The 15,497-nt window shown below is 72.5% G+C and carries 15 protein-coding genes; 12 read left to right on the forward strand and 3 right to left on the reverse strand.

All coding sequences use genetic code 11. The features are described from left to right. Positions 1–102 precede the first annotated feature (102 nt). The 8 genes from BIV01_RS13350 (at position 103) to BIV01_RS13385 (ending at position 8,177) form a co-directional block, all read left to right on the forward strand. Complete coding sequence (locus BIV01_RS13350; RefSeq protein ID WP_071303134.1) at positions 103–1,479, forward strand: MFS transporter; 1,377 nt, start codon at positions 103–105, stop codon at positions 1,477–1,479. Between the two features lie 68 nt (positions 1,480–1,547). After that, on the forward strand, positions 1,548–1,841 hold the full coding sequence (locus BIV01_RS13355; RefSeq protein WP_071303135.1) for a hypothetical protein: 294 nt from the start codon (positions 1,548–1,550) through the stop codon (positions 1,839–1,841). After that, positions 1,838–3,709: an alpha/beta hydrolase gene (locus BIV01_RS13360; RefSeq protein WP_071303136.1), complete on the forward strand. Its 1,872-nt coding sequence runs from the start codon at positions 1,838–1,840 to the stop codon at positions 3,707–3,709. The genes BIV01_RS13355 and BIV01_RS13360 overlap by 4 nt, the downstream gene beginning before the upstream one ends. A gap of 104 nt (positions 3,710–3,813) precedes the next feature. Beyond that, positions 3,814–4,227 (forward strand): hypothetical protein, encoded by a 414-nt coding sequence (locus tag BIV01_RS13365; protein ID WP_071303137.1) that lies wholly within the window; start codon positions 3,814–3,816, stop codon positions 4,225–4,227. A 102-nt stretch (positions 4,228–4,329) separates the two neighbouring features. Beyond that, positions 4,330–4,809: a hypothetical protein gene (locus BIV01_RS13370; RefSeq protein WP_071303138.1), complete on the forward strand. Its 480-nt coding sequence runs from the start codon at positions 4,330–4,332 to the stop codon at positions 4,807–4,809. Positions 4,810–4,935: 126 nt separating this feature from the next. Further along, on the forward strand, positions 4,936–6,369 hold the full coding sequence (gene glmU, locus BIV01_RS13375; RefSeq protein ID WP_071303139.1) for a bifunctional UDP-N-acetylglucosamine diphosphorylase/glucosamine-1-phosphate N-acetyltransferase GlmU: 1,434 nt from the start codon (positions 4,936–4,938) through the stop codon (positions 6,367–6,369). A gap of 54 nt (positions 6,370–6,423) precedes the next feature. After that, positions 6,424–7,401: a ribose-phosphate diphosphokinase gene (locus BIV01_RS13380; protein ID WP_022907051.1), complete on the forward strand. Its 978-nt coding sequence runs from the start codon at positions 6,424–6,426 to the stop codon at positions 7,399–7,401. After that, positions 7,398–8,177 carry a putative protein N(5)-glutamine methyltransferase gene (locus BIV01_RS13385; protein ID WP_217637356.1) on the forward strand — a complete coding sequence of 260 codons (780 nt, stop codon included), beginning with the start codon at positions 7,398–7,400 and terminating at the stop codon, positions 8,175–8,177. The genes BIV01_RS13380 and BIV01_RS13385 overlap by 4 nt, the downstream gene beginning before the upstream one ends. 82 nt (positions 8,178–8,259) lie before the next feature. Here BIV01_RS13385 and BIV01_RS13390 read toward each other — a convergent pair whose 3' ends face one another. Continuing rightward, the gene (locus tag BIV01_RS13390; RefSeq protein WP_071303140.1) at positions 8,260–9,843 is read right to left on the reverse strand and encodes a molybdopterin-dependent oxidoreductase; all 1,584 of its coding nucleotides are present in this window, start codon (positions 9,841–9,843) and stop codon (positions 8,260–8,262) included. A 242-nt stretch (positions 9,844–10,085) separates the two neighbouring features. On the opposite strand from BIV01_RS13390, the gene BIV01_RS13395 reads away from it, so the two are divergent. Continuing rightward, positions 10,086–10,712, forward strand: a complete 627-nt coding sequence (locus tag BIV01_RS13395) for a hypothetical protein (protein WP_139199359.1) — start codon at positions 10,086–10,088, stop codon at positions 10,710–10,712. Between the two features lie 94 nt (positions 10,713–10,806). On the opposite strand, the gene gndA is transcribed toward BIV01_RS13395, so the two are convergent. Beyond that, positions 10,807–12,264, reverse strand: coding sequence for an NADP-dependent phosphogluconate dehydrogenase (gene gndA, locus BIV01_RS13400; protein WP_083414028.1), 1,458 nt, complete (start codon positions 12,262–12,264; stop codon positions 10,807–10,809). Between the two features lie 111 nt (positions 12,265–12,375). Between gndA and BIV01_RS13405 the strand changes: the two genes are divergently transcribed. After that, on the forward strand, positions 12,376–12,915 hold the full coding sequence (locus BIV01_RS13405) for a gluconokinase (RefSeq protein ID WP_071303142.1): 540 nt from the start codon (positions 12,376–12,378) through the stop codon (positions 12,913–12,915). On the opposite strand, the gene BIV01_RS13410 is transcribed toward BIV01_RS13405, so the two are convergent. After that, positions 12,902–13,141, reverse strand: coding sequence for a hypothetical protein (locus BIV01_RS13410; protein WP_070416791.1), 240 nt, complete (start codon positions 13,139–13,141; stop codon positions 12,902–12,904). The two genes, BIV01_RS13405 and BIV01_RS13410, sit on opposite strands and share 14 nt — an antisense overlap. A gap of 214 nt (positions 13,142–13,355) precedes the next feature. On the opposite strand from BIV01_RS13410, the gene BIV01_RS13415 reads away from it, so the two are divergent. Both BIV01_RS13415 and BIV01_RS13420 read left to right on the forward strand, forming a co-directional pair. Further along, positions 13,356–14,687: a sensor histidine kinase gene (locus tag BIV01_RS13415; protein ID WP_071303143.1), complete on the forward strand. Its 1,332-nt coding sequence runs from the start codon at positions 13,356–13,358 to the stop codon at positions 14,685–14,687. Then, positions 14,684–15,376, forward strand: a complete 693-nt coding sequence (locus tag BIV01_RS13420; protein ID WP_071303144.1) for a response regulator transcription factor — start codon at positions 14,684–14,686, stop codon at positions 15,374–15,376. The genes BIV01_RS13415 and BIV01_RS13420 overlap by 4 nt, the downstream gene beginning before the upstream one ends. Positions 15,377–15,497 lie beyond the last annotated feature (121 nt).

Genomic DNA, 15,497 nt, shown 5'->3' on the forward strand with positions numbered 1-15,497 from the left:
ACGGACGGGAGGGACGGGGCGGGCCCGCACCGTCCCTCCCGTCCGTCCTGTGGTCCCCACTGGGGCCACCGCCGCGACACCCGGACGCGCTACGGTTCGCGCATGACGGCTTCACCCGCGGCTGCCGTGCCGCAGCGCACCGACCGCCGTGCCCTCGTGTCCTGGGCCCTGTGGGACTGGGGATCCGCGGCGTTCAACGCGGTCGTGACGACCTTCGTCTTCAGCACGTACCTGGCGAGCCGCGCGTTCGTCGACCCGGCGCTCGTCGCCGACACGTCCGCCGCCGGGAAGGCGGTCGTCGAGCGGGAGCTCGCGCACAACGCGGCCGTCGTCTCGACGGCACTGACGATCGCCGGCATCGTCGTCGCGCTCGTGGCCCCGGCGGTCGGCCGCCTGGCGGACACCTCCGGGCACCGGCGCCGGTCGGTGCTCATCGCCACGATCGGCATCGCGCTCTCGATCGGCGGCATGGTGTTCGTCGCGCCGAGCCAGCCGTACCTGCTGCTCGGGGCGGCCCTGCTCGGCATCGGGACCGTCGCCTACGAGATCGCGAGCGTCGGCTACAACGCGATGCTCGGACAGGTCGCGTCGGGGGAGCAGACCGGACGCGTCTCGGCGATCGGTTGGGCGGCCGGGTACTTCGGCGGCATCGTGCTGCTCGTCGTCCTGCTCGTGCTCTGCATCCAGGACTTCGGCGGAGGCGACGTCGCGGGACTCCTGCAGCTCCCCGCGACCGTGGCCTCGGGGCAGTGGGACGTCCGCGTCGCGATCGGCATCGCCGCCGTGTGGCTCGCCGTGAGCTCGATCCCGCTGTTCGTCACCGTCCCCGAGGCCGCGCCGGACCGTTCGCGCGCCGGCAGCCTGCTCGGGGCGTACCGGGACCTCGGGCGGGACATCGCCCGGCTCTGGCGCGAGCGCCGGAACGTCCTGGCGTTCCTGCTGGCGAGCGCCGTGTTCCGCGACGGCGTCGGCGCCGTGTTCACCTTCGGCGGGATCGTCGCCGCACAGGTGTTCGGCTTCAGCCCGTCGCAGGTGATCCTCTTCGCCATCGCGGCCAACATCGTCGCGGGCATCGCCACGTTCCTGTCCGGCAGGCTCGACGACCGGTTCGGTTCACGCGCGATCATCACGGTGTCGCTCGTCGGGCTCGCGGTGTGCGGGATCGGCGTGTTCGCGGTGGGGAACGTCACCGCGGGCTTCTGGGTCCTCGGCCTGACGCTGGCGCTGTTCGTCGGGCCGGTCCAGTCGTCCTCGCGGGCGTACCTGGCGCGGTTGGCGACGCCCGGCCGCGAGGGCGAGCTCTTCGGCCTGTACGCCACGACCGGGCGCGCGGCGTCGTTCCTCGCGCCGGCGCTCTTCGGGGTGGCGGTGACGGTCGGCGGATCGACGCGGTACGGGATCCTCGGGGTCGTCGTGGTGCTGGTGGCGGGGCTGGTGCTCATGGCGTTCGTGCGGCGGGAGCCGGTGGACGGGCGCTGAGTCCGAGCGTGTCGGAGACCGTGGTGCTATCGTCTCCGACGTCCACGGGGGAACGACGGGGGGAACACATGGGGGCCGCAGAACTGCGGATCGAGTCGGAGACGCTCGTGGCGGTCGCGACCGCGCTGACCGACGCCCGGACCGCACTCGGTGCGGACACCGCTCGGTTCACGGGCCTCGACACCGGTTGCCTCGGCGTGACCGAGGTGGTCAGCCGCACCGCCGGCCTGTCGCTCGCCCACCAGGGCATGATCGACGCCGTCGACGCAGCCCTCGAACAGGCCGCGACCTTCCCGCACGACCTCGGTGCGCAGGTCGACGCGCAGGAAGCCGCCCTCGCGAAGCAGGCGGACGGCAAGTGAGCGGCGAGGAGCCGGACGTCGGCGACCCCGCCGGCATCACCGCCCTGGGGAAGCACTGGCACGACCGGGCCGACGCCGTGCAGGACGCCCTGGCGAAGATCGCCGGGGCGTCCGACGTCACCGCATCGCCGACGTGGAAGGGCGACGCGCAGACCCGCTTCGCAGCACTGCTCGACGAGATGCGGCCGAGCGCGTCCGGCCTCGTGGCGCTCTTCGACGCCGCCGGGGACGCCTTCGACCAGTACGCGAAGGACGTCCAGCGCATCAAGGACGATGCGGACGCGATCCGCCTGCAGCGCGGGACCGTCGCGGCCGAGCTCGCCGGACAGCAGTTCACGCTGCCGACGCTGCGCTCCGCCGCGAAGGCCGACGACGCGACCGAGGCGGACGCCACGAGCCTCGCGAACGCGGAGCGGGCGATCGCCGACGCCGGCGACCGGTCCGCAGCGCTCGACGCCCAGTGGGAGCAGCTCGTGCAGGACCGCACGACGGCCGACCAGGCGCTGCTCCGGGTGATCACCGGCCCCGAGACGCTCGGACGCCTCGGCAGCATCGAGGGACGTGGTGTCGGCGCGTCCGACGAGGACCTCGCGTCGATGCTCGCGGGCCTGTCGCCGACCGAGCTCGGCGCGCTCCTGATGCTCGACCGCAACCTCGCCGACCGCATCGCCGACATGTCGCCCGACGAGGTCGCCGCGCTCTGGAAGACCCTGGGCGGTGGGAAGGACACGACCGGCGCCGAGCACAGCGCCGCCCAGGACGCGCTCATCGCATCGCTGCCCGCGGTCGTCGGCAACCTCGCGGGGCTGCCGGCCTGGGCGCGGGACCGGGCGAACCGGATGACGCTCGTGTCGGCCGTGGCCCAGGCCGAGCAGGACCTCGCGGACGCGAAGGAGCGGCGCGTGGGGCTCGGGTGGCCGGCGTCGCAGGCGGCGGACCAGTCGATCGAGGCGGCGCAGGCGAACCTCGACGCGTACCGGAACATCGAGAAGACCCTGGCGTCGACGGCGAAGCCGGGTCGCGCGCTGCTCACCCTCGCCACCGACCACCAGCCGCCGCTCGCTGCGGTGGCGGTCGGTGACCTCGACACGGCCACGAACGTCTCGTACATGGTGCCGGGGATGGGCACGACGACCAAGGACACGACCGGGTGGACCACCGCGGCCCAGAACCTCTGGACGGCGCAGGAGGGCAAGAACGCGACCGGCGCCGAGCACGCGGTCGTCGCGTGGATGAACTACGAGGCGCCGCCGGTACCGAGCGGCCTCACCACGATGGGTGTCCTGCACGGCGACGCGGCCCGGGCCGGGGCGGACCGGCTCAGTGCCGACCTCCTCGGCTTCGGGGCGGCGCGTCCCGATTCGCCGACACTCAACGTGGTCGGGCACTCCTACGGGACCACGGTGGCATCGGACGCGCTCCACGATCACGGTGTGCACGTCGATTCCTTCGTCAGCGTCGCCTCGGCAGGCATCGAGCAGGACGTCGGAGGTGCGTCTGGTATCGCGGCCGACCACGTCTACGCCGGCCAGGGGAGCCCCGGTATCCCGTTCACGGACGACCCGCGAGACCAGTGGGCCTGGGTCGGCCGAGCAGGCAGCGGTCGCCAGGACCCGATGGACGCCTCGTTCGGCGCGACGACCTTCGGGACGAACGGTGGGGACCCCGGCGAGGGTGCCGGCGTGACCACACACGACCCGATCGGCTACGGCGGCAGCCAGGGGTACTTCAACCTCGGGACCGAGTCGCTCGACAACGTCGCGCAGGCTACGTTCGTGGGAGGCAAGGACCTCACTCCCGCGGACGACGCCGGGGTGAGCGCCCTGCAGCAGGACTACTTCGACAACCTGATGGGACCGACACTGTGATCGGACGCCCGCGAGGCACGGCAGCCGGGCCCGCACTCGCCCTGACCCTCGCCCTGACACTGGCGCTCGCCGCGTGTTCGGGTCCGCCGACAGGAGGCACCTCCGTGGAGACCACACCGAGCACACCGACCGTCCAGCACCAGCGTGATCTCGCCGCCGCCTACGTCGACGCGACCATGCGGACGTCGGGCGTCACGTGGGACGACTCGCAGGCGAACGAGTACGCCCAGGAGTGCCTCCTCGTTGACGGCACGTCCGGAGCGCTCTACAACCTCGCCCGCATCGGCGCGGGAGTTCCCGACCCCGAGGCTGCGGTGCGGACCGTCGGCCGGTCGTGGGCTGCGGACGGGTTGACCGTCAAGTACTCGGAGTCGTCGCTCAACGACGGCAGCCGGCAGTTCGTCGTCAAGGGGGCGGGTGGTGCCGTCGAGCGCATCCAGTTCGGGGCGGCGACCGTTCGAAGCTCGCTCGCCGCGGTCTCCCGCTGCGGGACGGGTGACGCAGCGGACCTCGGCTGAGGTGCGGGCGTCCGTGCGCGCCCCTGCGGTCGTCGTGGCATCGGAGCTCGGGTGAGCGTGTGGGGGCGGCGTTCGACGCCGATCTCCTCCAGGCGACCGACGGTGATCGGGACGGTGCTGCTCGCCGCGATCCTGCTCGCGGGCTGCGCGGCGGGCGCCCCGACCAAGGAGGACACCGTGCAGGCTGCACCGACCGCAGAGCACCAGCGCCGACAGGCGGCAGACTCCGTCGAGGAGACGATGCGCCGTTCGGGGGTCGACTGGGACGCGGACCAGTCCGACGAGTACGCGCAGGACTGCGTGCTCGCGGACGGCTCGGCGGGCGCGCTCTACAACATCGTCCGGACCGGTGCGGGCGTCGACGACCCGGAGGCCGTGACGAAGGCGGTGGGCACGGCCTGGGTGGCGGACGGACTGAAGGTGGAGTACTCGACGGACGAGATGACGTCGGGTGCGAAGCGGTACCTGGTGAACGGCGGCGGCGGCGCCGTCGAGCGCATCCAGTTCGGCGCTGCGACGACCAAGACCACCATGAGCGGCGTGTCGAAGTGCGGCACGGGTGACGCGGCGGACGTCGGCTGACGCCTCCCGTCGGGCGGTGCCAGGAGGCGCGGTGTGGGCCCGCCTGCAGGCTGCGGTTCCGCGCACGGTTGCGCCCCGGGCGCGGTTCCGCCGGACTCCGCAGCGAGCGTGCGCCAGGATGGAGCCATGACCGACCAGCGCATCGCCGTCGTCGTCCTCGCCGCCGGGCAGGGCACGCGCATGAAGTCGTCCACCCCGAAGGTCCTGCACCGCCTCGCCGGGCTGCCGCTCATCGCGCACGTGCTCCGGACGGCGTCGTCCCTCGAGCCCGAGCACGTCGCCGTCGTCGTGCGCCACGAACGGGAGCTCGTCGCGGCCGAGGTCACCGAGCGTGCCCCCGACGCCATCGTGGTCGACCAGGACGACGTCCCCGGCACCGGCCGTGCGGTCGAGGTCGCGGTCGAGGCGCTGCCGGCGGACTTCGACGGCGCCGTCGTCGTGCTGTCCGGCGACGTGCCGCTGCTCGACGCGGCGTCGCTCCGAGCACTCGTGGACGCCCACGTCGGCGGCGGCAACGGCGCCACCTTCGTGAGCGCGATCGCACCGGACCCGACCGGCCTCGGCCGCATCGTCCGCGACGCCGACGGGGCGTTCGTCGGGGTCGTCGAGCACAAGGACGCGACCGCCGAGCAGCTCACGATCACCGAGGCCAACGCGGGCATCTACGCCTTCGACGTCACGCACCTCCGTGCGGTCCTGCCGTCGCTCACCACGGCGAACGCGCAGGGCGAGAAGTACATCACCGACGCGCCGGCACTCATCGGGGCGCGGGGCGCGCGCATCGACGTCGTCACGCTGACCGACCCGTGGCTGGTCGCCGGCATCAACGACCGGGCGCAGCTCTCCGACGCCGCCCGGGTGCTGAACGCGCGCATCGTCCGTCGGCACCAGCTCGCCGGCGTCACCGTGCAGGACCCGGCGACGACGTGGATCGACCTCGACGTCTCGATCGAACCCGACGCCGAGGTCCTCCCGGGCACCCAGCTCATCGGCGCCACTGCGATCGCCTCGGGCGCGGTCGTCGGGCCGGACACCACCCTGCGGGACACCGAGGTCGGCGTCGGCGCCGTGGTGAACCGCGTCGACGCGACCCTCGCGGTGATCGGTGACGGCGCCTCCGTCGGGCCGTTCGCCTACCTGCGTCCGGGCACGATCCTCGGCGACGGAGGCAAGATCGGCACCTTCGTCGAGACGAAGAACGCGACGATCGGCCGGGGCAGCAAGGTGCCGCACCTGTCGTACATCGGCGACGCCGAGGTGGGCGAGGACTCGAACATCGGCGCGAACACGATCACGGCGAACTACGACGGGGTGCACAAGCACCGGACCGAGGTCGGCTCGAACGTCCGTACAGGGTCGCACAACGTGTTCGTCGCCCCGGTTAGGATTGGTGACGGAGCGTACACCGGCGCGGGTACGACCGTCCGCAAGGACGTCCCTGCCGGGTCGCTGGCGATCAGCTACGCCCCACAGCGCAACACCGACGGATGGGTCGAGGAACACCGACCCGGTTCGCCGGCTGCCGAGGCCGCTCGGCGCGCGAACGGCGAACAGATCTGACGGCTCTCGGGCCGATCAACACGGCCCCGCGGGGTCAGGGAGTGAGCACCGCACTTGTCCGGAATCAAAACGACCGGCCAGAAACGACTCGTCCTCGTCTCAGGGCGAGCACACCCGGCGCTCTCGGCCGAGATCGCCGAGGAACTCGGCGTGGACCTCGTCCCGACCGATGCACGGACCTTCGCGAACGGGGAGCTCTACGCCCGCTTCGACGAGTCGGTCCGCGGCTGTGACGCGTTCGTCATCCAGTCCCACACCGCGCCGATCAACGAGTGGCTCATGGAGCAGCTCATCATGGTCGACGCCCTGAAGCGCGCGTCGGCGAAGCGCATCACCGTCGTCGCGCCGTTCTACCCGTACGCGCGGCAGGACAAGAAGGGCCGTGGTCGCGAGCCGATCTCGGCGCGACTCGTCGCCGACCTGTTCAAGGCCGCTGGTGCGCACCGCATCATGAGCGTCGACCTGCACGCCGCACAGATCCAGGGCTTCTTCGACGGCCCGGTCGACCACCTGTTCGCCATGCCGGTCCTGCTCGAGCGCTTCCAGCAGACCCTCGACCCGTCGACGCTGACGGTCGTCTCGCCGGACATGGGCCGCGTGCGCGTCGCCGACATCTGGTCGGAGAAGCTCGGCGCGCCGCTCGCGATCATCCACAAGCGCCGCGACCCGCTCGTGCCGAACCAGGTGTCCGTCCACGAGATCGTCGGTGACGTCTCGGGTCGTGTGTGCCTGCTCGTCGACGACCTGATCGACACCGGCCGCACCATCGCCAAGGCAGCAGAGGCGCTCAAGGCCGCCGGTGCCACCGGCGTGGTCGTCGCGGCGACGCACGCGGTGTTCTCCGACCCCGCGACGGAGCTGCTCCAGAGCGAGTTCATCGACCGGGTCGTCGTCACCGACACCCTGCCGCTGCCGGAGGACAAGCGCTGGGACCGCCTCGAGGTCCTGCCGATCGCACCGCTCATCGCCCGCGCCATCCACGAGGTCTTCGACGACGGGTCGGTCACCTCGATGTTCGACGGCGCCGCTTGACCGCACCCGTGCGCGACGCGCTCGCGGCCCGGCTCCGGGCCGCGGGCAGCGTCTTCGCCGAGGACGAGGCGGACCTCCTGCTCGAGGCCGGCGACGGTGACGCGGTTCGCCTGCGGGCGCTCGTGCAGCGGCGGCTCGGCGGCGAACCGCTCGAGTACGTGCTCGGCTGGGCGGCGTTCGACGGGCACCGCCTCCGCGTGACGCCGGGCGTCTTCGTGCCCCGGGCCCGCACCACCGTCGTCGTGGAGCAGGCCGCACGCCGGTTGCACCGCTACGACCGTGTCGTGGACCTCTGCTGCGGTGCCGGGGCGATCTCGGTCGCGCTCCTCGGTCGTGTCGGTGCCCTCGACCTCGTTGCGGCGGACATCGACCCGGCGGCCGTCGACGTCGCTGCGGAGAACATCGGCGACCGCGGGATCGTCGTCGCCGGGGACCTCTTCGCGCCCCTGCCAGACCGGTTCCGCGGGCTCGTCGACGTCATCGCCGTGAACGCGCCCTACGTGCCGACGGGGTCCATCCCGATGATGCCGTCGGAGGCCCGTGACCACGAGCACCGGGTGGCCCTCGACGGCGGGGCGGACGGGCTCGACCTGCACCGGCGGATCGCGTCGGGTGCGGGGGAGTGGCTCCGACCCGGGGGTGCGGTCGTCATCGAGGTGTCGGCTGCGCAGGCGCCGACGTCGGCGGCCGTCTTCGAGGCTGCGGGCCTCGCGGTGGCCGTCGAGTCCGACGACGAGGTCGACGGGACCTGTGTCGTGGCGACGCGTCCCGCCTGAGACGATCCGCGTCGTCCGGGTGACCCGCGTCGTCGAGGCGCGCCGCGCCTCCTGTCCGTGACGGCGGAGGGTCCGCACCGTCTCAGGCCGCGCGGACCTCGACCGTGTGCCATCCCGACGCGCCGTTCGGAGCCGGGGGCCGCTCGACGCTCGTCTGCACTTCACCGTCCGCGCTCACCGCGCGGACCTGGATGCGGTGCGACCCCTTCGTCGGCGTCCACCGGTAGACCCACTGCCGCCACGTGTCGGCCGAGACGGAGTCCGCGAGGGTCGCCTCTTCCCACGCGCCGTCCCCGACCCGGACCTGCACGCCCTTCACCCCGGTGTGCGGCTGCCACGCGACCCCGGCGATCGCCACCGTCGAACCGGCGTCGACCGTCGCGCCCGCGCGCGGAGTGTCGATGCGCGACTCCAGCTTGACCGGACCGCGTTCCGACCAGCCGCGCGGCGTCCAGTAGCCCTGGGCGTCCGCGAACCGCGTGACCTCGAGCTCGGTGACCCACTTCGTCGCGGACACGTAGCCGAAGAGCCCGGGGACCACCATGCGCACCGGGAACCCGTGCTCCGGCGGCAGCGGCTCGCCGTTCATCCCCACGGCGAGCAGCGCGGCCGTGCCGTCGTCCTGCAGGACGTCGAGGGGCGTGCCCGCCGTGAACCCGTCGATGCTGCGGGACAGCACCATGTCGGCGCTCGCGTGGGGCCCGGCGCGCTCGAGCAGCTTCCGGATCGGGTAGCCGAGCCAGAGCGCGGTGCCGATGAGGTCCCCGCCCACCTCGTTCGAGACGCAGCTCAGCGTCGCGTGGTGTTCCTCGAGTGGGAGGGCGAGCAGGTCGTCCCACGTGAGCTCGACCTCGTGGTCGACGGCTCCGTGGATGCGGAGCTTCCAGTCGGCGGTGTCGACCGACGGCACCCGCAGCGCGGTGTCGATCCGGTAGAAGTCGCTGTTCGGGGTGACGTAGGGCGTGATGCCCTCGACGTCGAGCGACGCCCCGGCCGGGACCGCGGGTGCGGTGGTCGCCGGGGCCGGCAGCCGGACGGCCCGGCGTGCGGCAGCGGTCGCCTGCGCGGCGGCGGTGCCCAGACGGGAGGCGCTGCCCACCACGACCGCGACGGCCGCCGCCGTCACACCCCAGACCAGGAAGGCGCGACGTTCCGCAGAGGCGGGTCGCGGTGCGGCGGAGGGCACGGCGGCTGCCGACTCCCACCGGCGGAGCCTGGCGGTGAGGAGCCGGAGCACGACGACGGCCGCGGCGACCCCGAGCACGGACGGAGCCCCGTCCAGCGTGCCGCTGCCGGAACGGGTCGTGACGGCCAGGAGCGAGAGGACACCGCCCACGGCGAAGACCAGGGCCCCGAACGGCGGGCGGGCGCGTTCGAGGATGCCCGCCCCGGCGCTGACCACGGCGACGATGACCGCCATGAGCACGAACAGCGCGACCTTGTCGCCGGTGCCGAACAGCGTGACCATGAGGTCCTTCGCGCCCGGAGGTGCGAGGTCGATGACCGCCGAACCGACCGCGACGAGGGGGCTGCCGGCACCACCGAGGACGAGGGCGCCGAGTTCCGCGGCGGCGAAGAACGCGAGCGCGGCGACGATGCCCGTCGCGGCCGCGAGCAGGCGGGGGCGCGAGACCGCCACGGGGGCGGGCGCGAGGTCAGTGGTCACGGGCCGAGCGTAGGTCGACCGTGCCGCGTGTGTGCTGACAGTCGTGCATGCGGTGGACAGAGCCGGCGGTGTCCGCGCCCGTGGACGACCCGTACCCCGCACGAGCGGGTCCGCTGGTTCGTCGGGCGTTCACCGGTGCCGGCCAGCCGGTCGCGGGTGGAGCATGCGAGGATCGAGGGGTGCTGAGGCGTCCCGACCGTGTCCCGCGCTTCGGTCGCGCCCGGCGACGGGACCGCCACCCGATGTCGCAGGCACGACGTCTCCTGGTGCTGCGCTGGATCATCGTCGGCGTGTGGGCGGCCCTGCTCACGGCACGCATCATCGTGGTGTCCACCACGCCCGACGCGGACCTGACGTTCTTCGGCATCGCCGAGGTCGCCGTGATCGGTGTCGGTCTCCTCGTGATCGCCGGTGCCGTGCTGCGGGGCTGGTCGCTCCGACGGCGGCACGAGGACGAAGCCCTGGCCCTCGCGATCCGCCGGATCGACCCGACGGTGTGGCTCGTCCCGGCGGCACCGACCCCGGAGCTCCGGGCATCGGTGGAGTCCGTCCGGCCGGACGTGGCGCTCGGGCACCGGGTGACGTGGGCCTTCGGTGCGACCGAGGCCTCGCTGTGGGAACTCGAGGAACGTCGTGCGACCCGGCTGCTCGTGATCCGGTGGAGCCGGATGGTGCACGTCGGCCTCGAGGACGTGCACGGCGACGGCCGGTCGTGGGCGATCGCCATGCACTACGTCCGGCCCGACGACACGACTGCGGTGGCGACGTTCTTCGTCCGTGCGGCGCCGGGCTCGCGGCGGATGCTGGGCCGGGGCCCGCGGATGGAGCGGCTCGTGGCCGACCTCGCGCGCGAACGCATCGTCGCGTAGCGCGTGGCGGGGAACGTCGTGTAGCGCGTGGCGGGGAACACGGAGGGCCCCGCCGATCGGCGAGGCCCTCTCGTGGTGCGGTCGTCGCCGCTGCCTAGTGGGTCGACGGTTCCTGCTCGACCTCACGCCGGTCGTCGTCCGACCAGAGCGTGTGGAAGGTGCCGTCCTTGTCGATGCGCTGGTAGGTGTGCGCGCCGAAGAAGTCCCGCTGCCCCTGGATGAGCGCGGCGGGCAGGCGGTCGGAGGCGAGCGAGTCGAAGTACGACAGCGCGGACGAGAACCCCGGCGCCGGGATGCCCGACGCCGCCGCGATGCCGACGATGCGACGCCACGCGGCCTCGCCCTCCTGCACGGCGTTCGCGAAGTACGGGTCCACCAGCAGCGACTCGAGCGAGGGGTTCTTGTCGTACGCCTCGACGATGCGGTTGAGGAACTGCGCGCGGATGATGCAACCGCCGCGCCAGATCTTCGCGATGTTGCCGAGGTTGATGTCCCAGCCGTACTCCTTCGCCCCGGCGATGATGAGGTCGAAGCCCTGTGCGTACGCGACGACCTTCGACGCGTAGAGCGCCGCGCGGACGTCGTCCTCGAACCCGTCCGGGACCTCGGCGATGGCGGGACGGTCGGGGAAGGCCTTCTGCACCGCAGCGCGCTGGACCGGCTTGGACGACACCGCGCGGGCGAACACCGCTTCGCCGATGCCGGAGACGGGGATGCCGAGGCCGACCGCGTTCTGCACGGTCCACACGCCGGTGCCCTTCGACCCGGCCTCGTCGCGGATGACGTCGACGAGGGCCTTGCCCGTGTCGGCGTCCTGCTGCTTGAGGACCTCCACGGTGATCTCGATCAGGTAGGACTCGAGGTCGCCGCCGTTCCACTCGTCGAACACCTTCACCAGGTCCTCGACGGACAGCCCGCCGACGCGGCGGAGCAGGTCGTACGACTCGGCGATGAGCTGCATGTCGGCGTACTCGATGCCGTTGTGGACCATCTTCACGAAGTGGCCGGCACCGTCGGTGCCGATGTGGGTCACGCACGGCTCGCCCTCGGCGACGGCGGCGATCGACTTGAGGATCGGGCCGAGGGTCTCCCATGCCTCCTTCGAACCGCCGGGCATGATCGACGGGCCCTTCAGGGCACCCTCTTCACCGCCGGAGATGCCGGTGCCGACGAAGTTGAGACCCTTGTCGCGCAGGTCGTGCTCGCGCCGGATGGTGTCGTGGAAGTTGGCGTTGCCGCCGTCGACGATGATGTCGCCTTCCTCGAACCGTTCCGCGAGCTGCTCGATGACCGCGTCGGTGCCCTTGCCCGCCTGCACCATGATGATGGCCGTGCGCGGCTTGGACAGCGAGGCCACGAAGTCGTCGATCGACTCGGACGCGATGAAGCCGGCGTCCGCGTGCTCGTTCAGCAGTTCCTCGGTGCGGGCGTACGTGCGGTTGTAGACCGCGACGGTGTTGCCCTCCCGCGAGGCGAGGTTCCGAGCGAGGTTCGAACCCATCACCGCCAGACCGACCACGCCGATGTTCGCCTGTCCGTTGTTCTCTGCCACGAGGTCTCCTTCGTCCTGACGTTCGGCACCAACCTACGGTCCGCAGCCTGGGACCGCCCGGGTGTTACGGCAACTGGGGACGACTGTTCACCGGCCCAATACGGTGGAGGGATGACCGAGCGCGCTGTCCTCCCGCCCCTGCTCGTGATGGGGGTCTCCGGTTCCGGCAAGTCGACGATCGGGCAGGCCCTCGCCGACGCCCTCGCCGCCGAGGGGCAGCCCACGGTCTTCGTGGACGCGGACGACCTGCACCCCGCCGCGAACAAGGAGAAGATGCGGCAGGGGATCCCGCTCACGGACGAGGACCGCTGGCCTTGGCTGGACGCCTGCGCCGCGCGGATCGCCGAGGTCGAGGGCTCCGGCCACCGCTGCGTGATGGCGAACTCGGCGCTCAAGCGTGTCTACCGCGACCGTCTCCGCGCCTCGGCGCCGGCCCTCGTGATCGCCTTCCTCGACGGCTCGCACGACCTGATCGCCGACCGCCAGGCGCACCGTCACCACGAGTACATGCCGAGCTCCTTGCTCGACTCGCAGTTCGCGACGCTCGAGCGACCGCAGCCGGACGAGGCCGCCGTCACCGTGTCGATCGAGGGCTCGGTCGACGAGACGGTGACGGCGATCCTCTCCGCGCTCTCGGTCACTTCCGGCTGAGCTCGGACAGCCGCGACCGGTACTCCTCGGCGTCGATGTCGCCGCGGGCGAACCGGTCGGCGAGCACCGAGCGGGCGTCCGACCGCGCCCGCCAGCTGCCGCGTCGGAGCACGCCGAACACGAGGAACACGACGAGGAACGCGACGAAGAAGAACGCGGGGAAGACGGGGAACGGGAACCCGCCGCCGTGCCAGTAGGGCGCGGTGGCGGCGATGGTGGTGAGCATGGTGACCTCCTGTGGTCGGTTCGGCGTCGCTGTCACGACCGTCCAAGACTCGGCCCAGGAGGCGCGGCGCGCGTCCGTCCCGCAGCCCCACTTCCGCCTGCTCCCGCAGTCGTAGTGCACGTCCTCCTCCACACCCGACTACTCCCGCGGGAGTAGTCCACAGGTCGTGCGCACGCCCGATGCCGCGGGCGGCAGCCGACCCTAGGCTCGAGCCATGGACGCCACCCCGACCCTCGCCGACCCGGCGAGCGACGGCACCCGCTGGGTCGGGCGCCGTCGCTTCGCCCGGGTCGGTCGGGTGCTGCCGGTGGCGTTCCTGCAGATCGTCGGGACGCTGCTCGCATCGCGCGTGCTGGTCGGGCCCGGTGTCGGGACGGATTCGGCCGGCCCACCCTGGGCACGGCACGCGTCCACCGGTGCGGTCGACCCGGTGCACCTCGGCCCGCTCGCGGTCGGGTTCCTCGTGGCCGGCGTCGTGGTGCTCCCGTGGCGCTGGCGATGGCCACGGTCGGTGCTGCTCCTGACCCTCGCGACCACGATCGGGTACGCCCTCGTCGTGAGTCCGCGCGGGCCGTTCGTCGCCGCGCTGACGATGGCGCTCGCCAACGCCTGGCTCCGCGGACACCGCTGGTGGGTCCTCGCCTCGGCGGCGCTCGCCGTCGTCGTGCTCCCGACCGCCGATGCCGTCCTCGGCCGCTCGTCCGTGCTCGACCTCAGCGCCGTGCTGCTCTGCATCGCCTGGGTCACCGTGACGATCGCCGTGTCCGAACTCGTCCGGGTCCGGCTCGAACGGGTCGCGGAACGCCGTCGTCAGCGCGCCGAGGCCGACCGGCGCCGTGCCGCCGACGAGCGGGTGCGGATCGCCCGCGAGCTCCACGACTCGGTCGCCCACAGCATGTCCCTCATCAACCTCCAGGCCGGGGTCGCCCTCCACCTCGGCGCCGACCTCCCGGACCAGACGCGGGACTCCCTCGCGAACATCCGCGACTCCAGCCGCGACGCCCTCGTCGAACTCCGGACGATCCTCGGCGTGCTCCGCTCCGTCGACGGAGCACCCGACGGAGCACCCGACGGAGCACCCGACGGAGCGCCCGACCGCGAGGGGGCGGAGCGCGCCCCGACGGCCGGCCTCGACCGCGTCGCCGACCTGGTGGAACGAGCGCGTGCCGCGGGCGTCGACGTCACCCTGGCCGTCGACGGCGACCGATCGGCGGTGCACGGCATCACGGACCGGAACGCGTTCCGCATCGTGCAAGAGTCGGTGACCAACGTCATGAAGCACGCCCCCGGACACCGAGCCGACGTGACGATCTCGATCGGCCCGGACGTCGTGGACCTCGTCGTCGCCGACCGCCCGTCCCAGCCGCGGGTGGCCGACGTCGGCTCCACCGAGCCGCTCGCCCCGACCGGCAACGGGATCATCGGGATGCGCGAACGTGCGAACGCCGTCGACGGCACCCTGTCCGCCGGACCGACGACCGACGGCGGCTGGCGGGTGGCAGCACGCCTCCCGGTGGTCGGCACCGACCCCGAGGACGCCCGATGACCACGGACAGCATCGCCCCGGACCCGATCCGCGTGCTCCTCGTCGACGACCAGGTGCTCGTCCGCGCCGGGCTCCGCGCACTCGTCGATGCCGAACCCGGCATGACCGTCGTCGGCGAGGCGGGTGACGGCGACGCCGCGGTGGACGTCGCACGGCGGGAACGCCCCGACGTCGTCCTCATGGACATCCGGATGCCGGGCACCGACGGGCTCGCGGCGACGCAACGGATCTCGGCCGACCCCGAACTCGGGGGCGTGCACGTGGTCATCCTCACCACGTTCGAGGAGGACGACTACGTGTTCGAGGCGATCCGCGGTGGGGCTGCCGGATTCCTCGTGAAGGACACCGAACCGGCCGAACTCCTCCGGGCGATCCGGACCGTCGTCGCGGGGGAGTCCCTGCTCTCGCCCCGGGCGACCCGTTCCCTGGTCGAGGCGTACGCCACCCACGCGAAGCCGTCGTCCCTCGCGCCGGAGCTGGGCGTCCTGACCGACCGCGAGCGTCAGGTCATGCAGCTCGTCGCCGTCGGCATGACGAACGCCGAGATCGCCCAGCACCTCTTCGTCAGCCCGATGACCACGAAGACCCACGTCTCCCGGGCGATGATCAAGCTCGGCGCCCGCGATCGTGCCCAGCTCGTCGTCTTCGCCTACGAGACCGGCCTCGTGACACCGGGCTGGCGCCCGTGACCGCCCGCTCCGTTGCCACCGTGACTTCGAAGACCGTGCAGCTCGACGACCTCCTCGACGCCGAACGGCACTGACCGGACCCGTGGCAACGGACGGCAACGACTGCCGGACCGCCGCACCC

The organism is Curtobacterium sp. MCBA15_013, assembly GCF_001865095.1.
Classification (GTDB): domain Bacteria; phylum Actinomycetota; class Actinomycetes; order Actinomycetales; family Microbacteriaceae; genus Curtobacterium.

What these genes read in the sequence shown, in the direction of transcription:
- glmU (WP_071303139.1), top strand. Translation starts at nt 4,936, where the DNA reads ATGACCGACCAGCGCATCGCCGTCGTCGTCCTCGCCGCCGGGCAGGGC.
- BIV01_RS13405 (WP_071303142.1), top strand. Translation starts at nt 12,376, where the DNA reads ATGACCGAGCGCGCTGTCCTCCCGCCCCTGCTCGTGATGGGGGTCTCC.
- BIV01_RS13410 (WP_070416791.1), bottom strand. Translation starts at nt 13,141, where the DNA reads ATGCTCACCACCATCGCCGCCACCGCGCCCTACTGGCACGGCGGCGGG.
- BIV01_RS13395 (WP_139199359.1), top strand. Translation starts at nt 10,086, where the DNA reads ATGTCGCAGGCACGACGTCTCCTGGTGCTGCGCTGGATCATCGTCGGC.
- BIV01_RS13355 (WP_071303135.1), top strand. Translation starts at nt 1,548, where the DNA reads ATGGGGGCCGCAGAACTGCGGATCGAGTCGGAGACGCTCGTGGCGGTC.
- BIV01_RS13350 (WP_071303134.1), top strand. Translation starts at nt 103, where the DNA reads ATGACGGCTTCACCCGCGGCTGCCGTGCCGCAGCGCACCGACCGCCGT.
- BIV01_RS13420 (WP_071303144.1), top strand. Translation starts at nt 14,684, where the DNA reads ATGACCACGGACAGCATCGCCCCGGACCCGATCCGCGTGCTCCTCGTC.
- BIV01_RS13415 (WP_071303143.1), top strand. Translation starts at nt 13,356, where the DNA reads ATGGACGCCACCCCGACCCTCGCCGACCCGGCGAGCGACGGCACCCGC.